The sequence below is a fragment of the Brevundimonas poindexterae genome (assembly GCF_020524625.1).
GTDB classification, from domain to species: domain Bacteria; phylum Pseudomonadota; class Alphaproteobacteria; order Caulobacterales; family Caulobacteraceae; genus Brevundimonas; species Brevundimonas poindexterae_A.
In genome coordinates, this window is sequence record NZ_JAIVLL010000001.1 from 1,129,369 (window position 1) to 1,142,090 (window position 12,722).

The 12,722-nt window shown below is 68.1% G+C and carries 11 protein-coding genes; 7 read left to right on the plus strand and 4 right to left on the minus strand.

Annotated features, from left to right (window positions below):
* Nucleotides 1-16: 16 nt before the first annotated feature.
* Complete coding sequence (locus LC068_RS05820) at nucleotides 17-373, plus strand: endonuclease domain-containing protein (RefSeq protein ID WP_226635279.1); 357 nt, start codon at nucleotides 17-19, stop codon at nucleotides 371-373.
* Nucleotides 374-612: 239 nt separating this feature from the next.
* Nucleotides 613-1,155, plus strand: coding sequence for a GrpB family protein (locus LC068_RS05825; RefSeq protein ID WP_226635281.1), 543 nt, complete (start codon nucleotides 613-615; stop codon nucleotides 1,153-1,155).
* On the opposite strand, the gene LC068_RS05830 is transcribed toward LC068_RS05825, so the two are convergent.
* From LC068_RS05830 to clpB, 3 genes are all read right to left on the minus strand, one after another.
* The gene (locus tag LC068_RS05830) at nucleotides 1,135-2,100 is read right to left on the minus strand and encodes a hypothetical protein (RefSeq protein WP_226635283.1); all 966 of its coding nucleotides are present in this window, start codon (nucleotides 2,098-2,100) and stop codon (nucleotides 1,135-1,137) included. The genes LC068_RS05825 and LC068_RS05830 overlap by 21 nt on opposite strands.
* A complete protein-coding gene (locus LC068_RS05835; protein ID WP_226635284.1) occupies nucleotides 2,093-2,677 on the minus strand; it encodes a DUF6932 family protein in 585 nt (194 codons plus the stop codon). Before LC068_RS05835 ends, LC068_RS05830 begins: the two co-directional genes overlap by 8 nt.
* 136 nt (nucleotides 2,678-2,813) lie before the next feature.
* Nucleotides 2,814-5,402, minus strand: coding sequence for an ATP-dependent chaperone ClpB (gene clpB / locus LC068_RS05840; RefSeq protein WP_226635285.1), 2,589 nt, complete (start codon nucleotides 5,400-5,402; stop codon nucleotides 2,814-2,816).
* A gap of 160 nt (nucleotides 5,403-5,562) precedes the next feature.
* Between clpB and LC068_RS05845 the strand changes: the two genes are divergently transcribed.
* Nucleotides 5,563-6,195, plus strand: coding sequence for a LysE family translocator (locus LC068_RS05845; RefSeq protein WP_226635286.1), 633 nt, complete (start codon nucleotides 5,563-5,565; stop codon nucleotides 6,193-6,195).
* On the opposite strand, the gene LC068_RS05850 is transcribed toward LC068_RS05845, so the two are convergent.
* Nucleotides 6,192-7,370 carry an FAD-dependent oxidoreductase gene (locus tag LC068_RS05850; protein ID WP_226635287.1) on the minus strand — a complete coding sequence of 393 codons (1,179 nt, stop codon included), beginning with the start codon at nucleotides 7,368-7,370 and terminating at the stop codon, nucleotides 6,192-6,194. The genes LC068_RS05845 and LC068_RS05850 overlap by 4 nt on opposite strands.
* Before the next feature lie 91 nt (nucleotides 7,371-7,461).
* On the opposite strand from LC068_RS05850, the gene LC068_RS05855 reads away from it, so the two are divergent.
* Genes LC068_RS05855 through LC068_RS05870 form a run of 4 tightly spaced genes read left to right on the plus strand, consistent with a single transcriptional unit; the run spans nucleotide 7,462 to nucleotide 12,678 of the window.
* Nucleotides 7,462-9,351, plus strand: a complete 1,890-nt coding sequence (locus tag LC068_RS05855) for a BCCT family transporter (protein WP_226635288.1) — start codon at nucleotides 7,462-7,464, stop codon at nucleotides 9,349-9,351.
* A 52-nt stretch (nucleotides 9,352-9,403) separates the two neighbouring features.
* Nucleotides 9,404-11,017, plus strand: a complete 1,614-nt coding sequence (locus LC068_RS05860; RefSeq protein ID WP_226635291.1) for a serine hydrolase — start codon at nucleotides 9,404-9,406, stop codon at nucleotides 11,015-11,017.
* Nucleotides 11,018-11,054: 37 nt separating this feature from the next.
* Entirely contained in the window at nucleotides 11,055-12,179 is a 1,125-nt protein-coding gene (locus LC068_RS05865) for a bifunctional transcriptional activator/DNA repair enzyme AdaA (protein WP_226635293.1), read from the plus strand.
* Nucleotides 12,163-12,678: a methylated-DNA--[protein]-cysteine S-methyltransferase gene (locus LC068_RS05870; protein WP_226635295.1), complete on the plus strand. Its 516-nt coding sequence runs from the start codon at nucleotides 12,163-12,165 to the stop codon at nucleotides 12,676-12,678. The genes LC068_RS05865 and LC068_RS05870 overlap by 17 nt, the downstream gene beginning before the upstream one ends.
* Nucleotides 12,679-12,722 lie beyond the last annotated feature (44 nt).

Sequence of the window (12,722 nt, forward strand, 5' to 3'; positions counted from 1 at the left end):
CTGCGGTATTGCACGGATGACTGCCGGACGGCTGACACCGCGCGGCCGGGCGTTGCGCCAGCGCGGCGGCATGGCGGAGGCGCGGATCTGGGCACGGCTGCGGGGCGGGGCCATTGATGGATGGAAGGTCCGGCGCCAGCATCCGGTCGGGCCATATGTGGTCGACTTTGCCTGCATCCCCCTGCGGCTGATCATCGAGATCGACGGCGGGGTGCACGGGCGTGATGACGTCGTGCTGAACGACCACATCCGCCAGCAGGCCATCGAGGCGCTGGGCTGGACCGTCGCGCGGTTCACCAACGATCAGGCGCTGGCCGCACCGGAGCGTATCGACGCGGCGATCCGGGAACAGGCAAAGGCGCTGGGGCTGTAAACTCCTGATCCTTCTCCCGTTGGGAGAAGGTGGCCGCGAAGCGGTCGGATGAGGGTCGGCGGTGGCCTTCGGCGTGAGCCGTCGTAGCGCCGGTGCCACGGCTCACGCCGACTTCCACCCTCGCCCCTCACCCTTTCGCGCAAGACCGCCCGCTTCGCGCGCGGGCGCTCAAGCCCTCTCCCATCGGGAGAGGGTCACGCTTTGCTTGACCGCCCCCTGCCCTGTCGGGAACATGGCCTATGCCCAGACCCGTTGTGCTTGTTCCCCATGATCCCGCGTGGGCCGCGCAGGCGGAGGCGCTGATCGCGGAGATCCACGCGGCGGGGGCGGAGGTGTTCCGGGCGGTGCATCACATGGGCTCGACGGCCATTCCCGGGATTCCGGCCAAGCCGGTGATCGACCTGCTGGCCGAGGTCGAGGCGCTGGAGGCGGTCGAGGGCGCGCAGGCGTCGCTTGTGGCCCTGGGCTGGCGCTGGTGGGGCGAGAACGGGCTTGTGGGGCGGCGCTATTTCACCCGCGACGATCCGGAGACCGGCACCCGCGCCGCGCACCTGCATGTCTATGCGTCGGGAGACCCAGCCATCGCCTGGCACCTGGCCTTCCGCGACCGCCTGCGCGCCGAGCCGGCCACGGCCGAGGCCTATGCGAAGGAGAAGGCCCGCTGCGCCGCCCTCCACCCCGACGACAGCGCCGCCTACACCGCCTGCAAACAGGCCTGGACGGATGCCGTGGCGGCGGAGGCGGTGGGGGGGGGCCGTCCACTACTCCGCCAGATCAAGTAGCTCAGTTAATCCGTCCGGCTCACGCGCCTCGACGTCCTCTAGGATGTAGTCTCTCTTGCCGGGCCGACCTGCGCGAAAGACCTGCAAGCTCCGTATCGTTGCGTAGACAGGTCGCATTACAAAGCGGTCGTGGAACTGCGGATCTGCAATGTACCGGAATTGAACATCCGTGGAGGTATCTCCCAACAGCGTTTCATCAGAGAAAACGGGTTTGAACTCGAACTTTCCAGACTCTGGAAGTAAGCCCAAGATCGTTCCCGGCAGACGATCAACTTGTTCGTCGATCCGCGCCTCATCTAAGCGTTCGAAAAGCGTTCGGACCATATCTTCTGGCAACAGCACGGTTCTGTCATCCGACATAATCTTGGCGGTCGCATGGGAGGAAACAAGCGCCTTCGCGAGCTTGTGTGCCGATTGAACCACGCGCGGGCTAAGGCCTTCGAGGACGTCCACGTCGCGGTCAGGTCCAGCAATCGTCTCGATCATGACCACAGCATCTTCGACTACGGATTTGAGGGCGCTGTCGACAATTTCTTGTTGCTGACCTTCAGGTTCTTCGAGGATGAAACCAACCGACCCCCGAGCCATCTCCCTAACATACAGCCGCGACTGATCGAGAAGGGGCGCCCTTCCAAGGCCGCGCACATGGCGGCCCGCGGACTGGGCGTACATAACCCCCACGAGGTTTTGGAATCCGTCCAGCATCTTTGCGGCGAAGTCAGCTCGAATTTCGGTCGTTCCAACGACCGGATCACCTTCGAAGAGCAGAGCGACACTAGCCCGAGTACTTCGTTCCTCCTCGACTTCGTTCAGCTTGGCTTCGAGGGTAGCGAGGCGTGATCTCCATACTGCGGCTCCAAGGTCGGACGAACTCTGATCGTTCAGTCGACTCAGCACTGATTGCCGCTCCCGAAGCAGGTCCGCTTTGATCAGAGCCTTAGCCATTGGCTTGCTCCATTTCGTCCAAGCGAGCCATTGCGGCGGTATCTGCTAGGAGATCAAAGGGGATGGAAATGGCGCCCTTCCACACATCCGTCTGTTTTTGATGTGAAAACAGCAGAGTGAAGTGCGAGAAAATGTGGAAAAACTCACTCAAGCTCATACCGGGCGGGTTCACAGCCAGATAGGCATCTACGCTGTAATTTTGCTTGGCTGCGTGGCCCAACATTTCGTTAACCAAGAAGGGAATCCCTTCATTCTGGTAGGCGTTGATGTCATTGGAATAGTGCGCCGGCATTGCCAAATAGGATAACACATCTACGTCGCCGGGCGGACGATTTCGCAGGGCCTCGCAGTCCTCCACGAAGCTGCCGTCGATCAATTGATAGCCTTCGGCAAATCCTCCAGCCGCAAGCGCTGCCCTATATCCGATCAGGCCACGCAAAATCCGGCGCCGCTCCGGAGAGAAGCCGAAACGCTCGACCAACTCGACGATTGTGGACTCGTACGGCGAGCGGTCACCGTGACCAGCCGCAGTAAGGTAGGGCGGGATAATTCCCGCGCTATTGAATGCAGGTATCAAGCGTCCCTCCCCGGCCGCTGCCCCGGTGTTAGGCTACAGTGACGCTAAGACCGCCCGCATACAACCATTTAGTGCACCCCCGCCCTGCCTCCCGGACAGCGCCTCCGCAGCCCGGGATGACAATTGGCTCGCCGTCCTAATGCACCCGCGCCTTTCCGATCTCCAGCCCGTCGGAGCCCGCTGACACGGCAATCACGCTGCCGTCCTCGATCTCGCCGGCCAGCAGTTTGCGGGCGATGGGGTCGACCAGGTCCTTCTGGATGACACGCTTCAACGGGCGGGCGCCGTAGACGGGGTCGTAGCCCTTGTCGGCGAGCCAGGCGGCGGCGGTGTCGTCGAGGGCGAGGGTGAGCCTGCGGTCGGCCAGCAGTTTTTCGAAGCGCTGCAGCTGGATGCGGACGATGCCGCCCATCTGTTCGCGGCCGAGGCGCTGGAACAGGACGATCTCGTCGATGCGGTTCAGGAACTCGGGACGGAAGTGGGCGCGGACGGCCTCCATGACCACGGGGCGCACGGCCTCGACATCCTCGCCCTCGGGCTGATCGGCGAGCGCGGCCGAGCCGAGGTTGGAGGTGAGGATGATCAGGGTGTTCTTGAAGTCGACGACTCTGCCTTGCCCATCCGTCAACCGGCCGTCGTCGAGCACCTGGAGCAGGACGTTGAAGACGTCGGGGTGGGCCTTTTCCACCTCGTCGAACAGCACGACCTGATAGGGGCGCCTGCGGACCGCCTCGGTCAGGGCACCGCCCTCGTCATAGCCGACATAGCCGGGAGGGGCGCCGATCAGGCGGCTGACCGAGTGTTTCTCCATATATTCCGACATGTCGATGCGGGTGATGGCGGCCTCATCATCGAACAGGAATTCGGCGAGCGCCTTGGTCAGCTCGGTCTTGCCGACGCCGGTGGGCCCGAGGAACAGGAAGGAGCCGAGCGGGCGGTTGGGGTCGTTGAGGCCGGCGCGGGCGCGGCGCACCGCATCGGAGACGGCGATGAGGGCGTCTTCCTGACCGACCACGCGGGCGCGCAGGGCGTCTTCCATGGAGAGCAGCTTTTCGCGCTCGCCCTCCAGCATCTTTTCGACGGGCACGCCGGTCCATCGGCTGACGACGGCGGCGATCTGTTCGGCGTCGACGACCTCGGGGGTCAGCGGGCCGGCCTTGTCGGCCTCATTGGCCTCGGCCTCTTCCAGCTGGCGCTCGATCTGGGGGATCTGGCCATAGGCGATCTCGGAGGCGCGGCCGAGGTCGCCGTTCCGCTGGGCGGTGACCAGTTCGGCGCGCAGGCGGTCCAGCGTCTCGCGCAGCTGGGCGGACTGGCCGACCTTTTCCTTTTCGGCCTTCCAGCGATTGGTGAGGTCATCGGACTCGGCCTGGAGTCCGTCGATTTCAGACTCCAGTTTCTCCAGCCGGGTGCGGGAGCCGGTGTCGGTTTCCTTCTTGAGGGCCTCGCGCTCGATCTTGAGCTGGACCAGGCGGCGGTCGATCTCGTCCAGCGCCTCGGGCTTGGAGTCGACGGCCATGCGGACGCGCGACGCGGCCTCGTCGACCAGGTCGATGGCCTTGTCCGGCAGGAAGCGGTCGGTGATGTAGCGGTTCGACAGGGTGGCGGCCGCGACGATGGCGCTGTCGGAAATGCGCACGCCGTGGTGGACCTCATACTTCTCCTTGAGGCCGCGCAGGATGGAGACGGTGTCCTCGACCGTCGGCTCCTCGACGAAGACGGGCTGGAAGCGGCGGGCGAGGGCCGCGTCCTTCTCCACGTGCTTGCGGTACTCATCGAGGGTGGTGGCGCCGACGCAGTGCAGCTCGCCGCGCGCAAGCGCGGGCTTGAGCAGGTTGGAGGCGTCCATGGCGCCGTCGCCCTTACCCGCGCCGACCAGGGTGTGCATTTCGTCGATGAAGAGGACGATCTGGCCCTCGGCGGCCGAGACCTCGTTCAGGACAGCCTTGAGGCGTTCCTCGAACTCGCCGCGGTATTTGGCGCCGGCGATGAGGCTGCCCATGTCGAGCGCCAGGACCTTCTTGTCCTTGAGCGATTCCGGCACGTCGCCGTTGACGATGCGCAGGGCCAGACCCTCGACGATGGCGGTCTTGCCGACGCCGGGCTCGCCGATCAGGACGGGGTTGTTCTTGGTGCGGCGGGCGAGGACCTGGATGGTGCGGCGGATCTCCTCGTCGCGACCGATGACCGGGTCGACCTTGCCGTCGCGGGCGGCCTGGGTCAGGTCGCGGGCATAGCGTTTCAGGGCGTCATAGGCGTCTTCGGCGGAGGCTGAGTCGGCCGTCTGGCCCTTGCGCAGTTCGGTGATGGCGGCCTCGAGCTTGTCCGGGGTGACGCCGACCGAGCCGAGCACGGTCGCGGCCACGCCGCCGTCCTTGGCGATGGCGCTGAGCAGACGTTCCGTGGTGACGAATTGGTCGCCGGCCTTTTTGGCGGAGGCCTCGGCCGTGGCAAAGACGCGGGCGGTGTCGCCGTCCAGATACAGCTGGCCCGAGCCGCCCGAGACCTGGGCGCGCTTCGACAGGGCGGTTTCCACGGCGCGCTCGGCCTTGGCCGCATCGCCGCCGGCGGCCGTGATCAGATTGCGGGCGAGGCCGTCGCGCTCCTCCAGCAGCACCTTGAGCAGGTGTTCGGGCGCGAACTGCTGATGCCGGCGGGCCAGCGCCAAAGACTGGGCGGCCTGGACGGCGGATTTGGCGCGGTCGGAATAGAGGTCGAGATTCATCTGTGGTCATCCCCTGGATCAGGCAGATCCGGCCCGGTGCCCTCGATGCAAGCGACACGCCAGCCGGCTGGACCGGACATGGGTGTGGCCGATCCGCAACGCAAGAGGAGGATGGCAGGCGCCGACAGGCAAGCTATGCAGGAGGTCGGAGCCGCCCGCCATGCCCCTGTTGTCCCTGTTCGAGCCCGCTGTGATCCTGCCGTTTCTGGTGGCGGTGGCGCTGGTCGAGCTGACGCCCGGGCCGAACATGGGCTGGCTGGCGCTGATCGCGGCGGGACGGGGCCGGACGGCGGCGCTGGCGGCGGTGGCCGGGGTGACGCTGGGGCTGGCGGCGTGGATGCTGGCGGCGGTGGCCGGGGTCAGCGCGCTGGTGATCCGGTGGCCGTGGCTGTTCCAGATCATCCGCTGGGCCGGGGTGCTGTATCTCGTCTGGCTGGCGTGGGAGGCGTGGCGCGGAGCCGGCAGCGGTCCGGCAGACGGGGGCGAGGGCTCGCGCCGGACCCTGTTTCTGAAGGGCCTGCTGGCCAATCTGCTCAATCCCAAGGCGGCAGTCTTCTATACCGCCCTGCTGCCGACCTTCATGCGGCCCGGGGCCGGGTCGACGGTGGCGCAGGCGCTGACGCTGGGCGGGCTGCATCTGGCGGTGGCGACCACCATCCACGCGCTGATCGTGCTGACGGCAGCGGGCGCCGGGGGACCGGTCCTGCGGCGGCTGGAAGGGCGGACCGCGCGGGCGGTGATGGGCGGCGGCATCCTGCTGGTCGCGCTGTGGATGGCGTGGGAGACGCGCTAGGGCCGGGGGTCGAGCAGCAGGCCTGACACGGTGGCGGCCAGCAGCCGGTCGGCCAGCGGCAGGCGGGCCAGCTTGCCCAGCACATGGTCGCGCACCCAGGGCAGCAGCCGGCCGTCAGCCTGATAGAAGGGGGTAAAGCCGAGGCTGAGCGCCTGATAGAGCCGGATGTGCCAGCGGCGGGTGGCGGCATAGGCGGCCAGCGCCCCATCCAGATCGACATGGACGGCCAGCGCCTGCGACAGGGCGAAGGCATCCAGCAGGCCCATATTGACCCCCTGCCCCAGTTGCGGACTGGTCGAATGGGCGGCGTCGCCGATCGCCGCCAGCCGGTCGGCGACCGGGCGAGCGAGCGTATGGTGGCCATAGCGGGCGAGGGTCAGCTGGTCCGGGGCGGTCAGGCTGTCGAGCACGGGCGCGACCTCGGGCCAGAGGGTCCGCACCTCGGCCTTCCAGACCTCGAGCCCGGCCGCGCGCCAGTCTCCATAAGAGGCCGTCTTGAGGCTCCAGAAGAAGGTGGCGAGCGGCTGCGCCGCCTCCGGGCGGCGACCGACGGGCAGGACGCCGATCATCTTTGCCGCGCCGCGATAGACCTGTTCCAGCGCATGCGGATCGAAGGGCGCGCCCGGCCAGGGGACGGTGGCCCACAGGGCGCCATAAGACAGCTCGTGCCGTCGGGCACCCAGCGATGCGGCGATGGCGGAGCGGGCGCCGGAGGCATCGATGACCAGATCGAAGGCCGGGCCGGTGCGGCCTGCGGCATCGGTCAGACGGCCTGCGTTCGCCCCAAGGATTTCCCGGCCCGTCTCGACCGTCACGCCGGCGTCGAGCGCCGCGCGATGGAGGACATCGAACAGGGTCGCGCGGTGGACGCCCAGCGCCCGGCGGGGGCGCGACAGGGCCGCATAGCCGACGTCGAGGACGATCCGCCCGCGCCGGGCCTCTCGCCCGAACAGGCGGTCGATGGGCTGGGCCAGGGCCTCGACCTCACCCGTCAGCCCCATGGCGTCCAGCACCGCCAAACCCGTCGGCTGCAGCATGAAGCCCGCGCCCACGGGGGCCGCCTGATCGAAGCGCTCCTGGACGACGACCTGGTGCCCCGCGCGCGCCAGCAGCGTCGCCGCCGCCAGCCCCGCCGGCCCGGCCCCCACCACGGCGATGTCGAGTGTGCGTGTCATCGGCCCCTCCCCGTCCCGCCTTGCCACAAAGACAGGGGGTTGAGGAACCGGATGCCAACGGTCACGCTGGTCCCCCATGCTCAAATCAAGAATGAACCCGCGCGTCTTCTGGGGCGCCAGCCTGATCATCGGCATATTGCTGGTCGCGGCGCTGATCGCGCCCGGCGCCTCGGACTATGCGTTCAGCCACGCCCAGGCCTGGGTGATCGACACCTTCGGCTGGTTCTATGTGGCCTCTGTGGCAGGGTTCGTGCTGGTGGTTCTGGTGCTGGCCATGGGGCCGACGGGCCGGCTCAAGCTGGGGCCAGACGATGCCGAGCCCGACTTCCCCTATCTGTCCTGGCTGGCCATGTTGTTTGCAGCCGGGATGGGCATCGGCCTGATGTATTTCGCCGTGGCCGAGCCGGTGCAGCACTATGCCGCCCCGCCGGACGCCGCGCCCGGGACCTTTGCCGCCGCCCGCGAGGGGATGGTCATAACCTTCATCCACTGGGGGGTGCATGCCTGGGCCATCTATGCCGTCGTGGGGCTGAGCCTGGCCTATTTCGCCCACCGCAAGGGCCTGCCCCTGACGTTGCGATCGGGGCTGCATCCGCTGCTGGGGCGGCGGATCAACGGGCCGATCGGCGATGCGGTGGACATCTTTGCCATCTGCGGGACCCTGTTCGGGATCGCCACCTCGCTGGGGCTGGGCGTGGCCCAGATCAACAGCGGGCTGAACTATCTGACCGGCCTGCCGTCCAGCCCGTGGGTACAGGTGGGGCTGATCGCTTTGGTCATGGGGGCCGCGACCGTATCGGTGCTGACCGGTCTGGACCGGGGGGTGCGGCGGCTGTCAGAGCTCAATCTGGTGATCGCCGTCGGGCTGATGCTGTTCGTGCTGATCGCGGGGCCGACCGGGTTTCTGCTGAAGGCACTGGTGCAGAATTTCGGCCTGTATCTGGACCACTTCTTCGAGCGGACCTTCAACCTCTATGCCTATGAGCCGCGCGGCTGGATGGCCAGCTGGACGCTGTTCTACTGGGCCTGGTGGATCGCGTGGTCGCCGTTCGTCGGCATGTTCATCGCCCGCATCTCGCGCGGGCGGACGGTGCGCGAGTTCGCCGCCGGGGTGCTGCTGGTGCCGACGGGCTTCACCTTTTTGTGGATGACGGTGTTCGGCAATACGGCCATCGCCATCGACATGGGCACGGCGGCGGGCGCGATCACTCAGGCGGTGCAGACGGACCTGTCGACGGCGCTTTTCCGGTTCTTCGAATATCTGCCGGGAACGGCGATCACCTCGACACTGGCGGTGCTGCTGGTGGCGGTCTTCTTTGTCACCAGTGCGGACTCGGGCTCGCTGGTGATCGACACGATCGCCTCGGGCGGGGCGGATGAGACCCCGCGCTGGCAGAGGGTCTACTGGTGCTCGCTGGAAGGTCTGGCGGCCGCGCTGTTGCTGCTGGCCGGAGGTCTGGGCGCCTTGCAGGCGGCGACCCTGGTGGCGGCCCTCCCGTTTGCGGTGATCATGATCCTGTTGTGTGTGGGGCTGTCACGACAGATGTTCGCCGACGCTGCGGGGCGCGAGATCGAGACCGAGACGCCGCCCCTGGGCGAACAGGTCAAACGCATCCTGTCGCCGGCGCGCCGCAAGGACATCGACCGACAGATCGAACGGCACGGCCTGCCGGCCATGGAGGCGGTGGCCGCCGCCCTGACCGCAGAGGGGGTCGAAACCGCCGAAGTCGTGCTGTCCGACACCGGGGCCGATCTGGTCGTGCACCATCCGGGCTGGACGGATTTCCGCTGGTCCCTGATGGCCACATCGCGCGCCCTGCCCGCCTTTTCCGCGCTGAACGCGCCCGAAGGTCGGCGGGCCAGCGAATGGCGCCTGACCGGGCGCGGGCAGGACGGTCGCCGACATGACCTGACCGGCTTTACCCGCACCCAGATCGAGGCCGCCATCCTGGAGCAGCTGGAGCGGTGGCGGCGGGGCTAGCGAAGGCGGCCGCAGGGGGCTAGCGTTCGGGCGGTTGTCCAAGGAGTGCCCCATGAGCCTGTCCCTGTCGCGCCGGTCGGCGCTGTTTGCCGGTGCGGGAGCTGCGGCCCTGCCGACGAAGGCCTGGGCGCAGGAGGCGGCCCGGGACCATTCGGAGCTGGCGGCGGCGGTGGATGCCTATGTGATCCGCTGCATGGCGGCCTTTCCCGATCAGCCGGCGCTGGGGATTGCACTGGTCAAGGACGGCGAGGCGGCATTGACGCGCGGCTATGGCGTCAAGGCCGTGGACCGGCCGGGACGGGCAGACGAACACACCCTGTTCGCCATTGCGTCGAACACCAAGAACGTCACCGCCGCCGCCCTCGCAATCATGGTCGACGAGGGCAAGGTGAAGTGGGACGAGCCGGTGCGGACCTATCTGCCCGGCTTCACCCTGTCGGACCCGTTCATCGGCGAGCGGATTACCGTGCGCGATACGCTGAGCCATCGGGCGGGCTTCGGGCTGGGGGCCGGGGACCTGCTGTTCTGGCCGAACAGCGACCGGACGCGCGCCGAGGTGATGGCGGCCATCCCGCATGTGCCGATCGAAGACCAGTTCCGGGCGCGGTACCACTACTGCAACCTGATGTTCGTGGTGGCGGGCGAGGTGCTGGCTGCGGCCTCGGGCATGGCGTGGGAGGACTTTGTCCAGACGCGCATTCTGGACCGGGTCGGCATGAGCGACACCGCCGTGATGGCGACCCGCGCGGATCCGGCGAAGTCGGCCCTGCCCCATGCGCGGGTGGGACCGCCGCTGCGCTATCAGGGCGAGATGACCCGCATCGCCGACAGTATCGCCGAGGTGTGGAACTGGGATTCCGCTGCGGCCGCGGGTGGCCTGTGCGCCAGTCCGCATGACTGGGCCAAGTGGATCGCGGTGCGACTGGCCGACGGCAAGCTGGCTGACGGGTCGCAGCTGTTTTCCGAAGCCTCGGCGCGGGAGATGTATCGACCGAACATCATCAGTTCGTCCTCGCCCGGGCCGACGGCCGAGCTGCCGGGGCGGTCGATCGCCTCGACCTATGCCATGGGGCTGGCGGTGCAGGACTATCGCGGCGAGCGGCTGATCAGCCACGGCGGCGGCTCGCCCGGCGGGATTTCGGCGACGGTGCTGCTGCCCGGCCGGAACGCGGGCTTTGCCATCTTCTCGAACGCCGAGGAGAGCTATCTGCTCAGAGCGCTGCGGAGCGGCATCGCCGACATCGTCATGGACAAGACCGGCTTCGACTGGATCGCCGACAGCAAACGCTATGAGGCCGAGTCGACCCAGCGGTCGCTGGCCGCCGCCGTCGAAATCGACGCGAAACAGGCGGCGGGCGCGGCCCCCTCCCTGCCGCTGTCGGCCTATGCGGGGACCTGGCGCGACCCCTGGTACGGGGACATCGTCATCGAGCGCCGCGATGTCCAGCTGTGGCTGCGCTTCACCCATAATCCCGCGCTGCAGGGCCCGCTGGAGCCCTACGACGGGGAGACCTTCCGCACCCGCTTCCCGGACAAGCGCGAGGAGGACGCCTTCGTCACCTTCGAACTGGAGAACGGCCAGCCGGTGCGGGCGACGGTCAAGGGCGTCAGCCCCGACATCGACTTCAGCTATGACTATCAGGACCTGAGGCTGACCAAGGTCTGAGTCCGAAAACCGCGAGACACCGGCGGGGCGTGCAGGCATGGTTCGCGCCATGGAGAGCCCGCCCCCCCTGTCGGCTGAAGCCTGTTACCGCGCCGTCGTCGCGCGCGACGCGCGGTTCGACGGGCGCTTCCACACTTGTGTGAAGACGACGGGCATCTATTGCCGTCCGGTGTGCCCGGCGCGGACGCCGCTGTTTGCCAATGTGGAGTTTGTCGCGAGCGCCGCGGAGGCCGAGGCCCGGGGGTATCGCCCCTGCCTGCGCTGTCGGCCCGAAACGGCGCCGGATTATTCCGCCTGGCGTGGAGAGGTCGCGACCGGGGGCGCGTGGCGGGGGACAGCCAATACCGTCAGCCGGGCGCTGCAGATGATCGACGAAGGCGCGCTGGATGAGGGCGGGCTGGACCGTCTGTGCGACCGGCTGGGGGTCGGCGAGCGGCACCTGAGACGGTTGTTCCAAGCGCATCTGGGCGCCTCGCCGGTGGCGGTGGCCCAGACGCGGCGGGTGCGGCTGGCCAAGGCCGTGCTGCATCAGACGCGCCTGCCGATGGCCGAGGTGGCGATGGCCTCGGGGTTCGGCAGTGTGCGGCGCTTCAACGAGACCTTTCAGGCGCTTTACGACCGGCCGCCCTCGGCGCTGCGGCGGGGCGCTGGTGAAGAGGCCGGCGCCGGCGTCGAGCTGTCGCTGAGCTGGCGGCCGCCCTATGAGCTCGACGCCCTGATGGCGGCGCTGGCCGCGCGGGGCGATGCGGTGGTGGGCGGCGTCTGGTCGCGCGTCCTGGACCGCGAAAGGGACGGTACGACCGGACGGGTCGAGGCGAGAGCGGGCCGTGGGAATGCCCTGCAGGTCCGGGTCGAGGCCGACCGGCTTGAGGCCCTGCCCCGGGTGCTGGCGCGGGTGCGGCGGGTGTTCGATCTGGGGCATGACCCCGACGCCCTGATGCGCGATCTGGGTGAGGATCCGGTGCTGGGGCCCCGGGTGGCCGCGCGGCCCGGCCTGCGCCTGCCGGGATCGTGGGTGCTGGACGATGGGGCCGTGGCGCCCGCCGACCGCTGGCTCGATCCGGACACCGAGGCGCTGGCTGAAAACTGGCGTCCCTGGCGGGCCTATGCGGCGCTGTATCTGACGATGGACGAGGAGACCGATCATGCGAAATGCGCGTGAGCTGTGGCTTGACCGGGTGGAGTCGCCGCTCGGCCCTCTGCTGGTCGTGACGGATGCGAAGGGCGTGGTCCATGCGCTGGACTTTGCCGACTATGAGCCACGCATGCGGCGACTGATGCGGCTGCGACACGGGGCCGTGGACCTGTCGGAAGGTGGCGAAACCGGGCCGGTTCGGGCGGCGCTCGAGGCCTATTTCGCTGGAGACGCCGCAGCGCTGGACCGGCTGCCGATTGAGACAGGCGGCACCGAGTTCCAGAGGTCGGTGTGGCAGGCCCTGCGCGACATTCCGCATGGCCAGACCCGCACCTATGGCCAGCTGGCCGAGGCCATCGGGCGCCCCACCGCCGTGAGGGCCGTAGGGCTGGCGAACGGCGCCAATGCCATCGCCGTGATCGTGCCCTGCCACCGGGTGATCGGCCGCGACGGCACCCTGACCGGCTATGCTGGCGGGCTGGAGCGGAAGCAGTGGCTGCTGGAGCTGGAGCGCGACGGACGCTGACGGTTTCACTTGCGTTCGGTGGCCGAAGGACTATGTTCATGCCG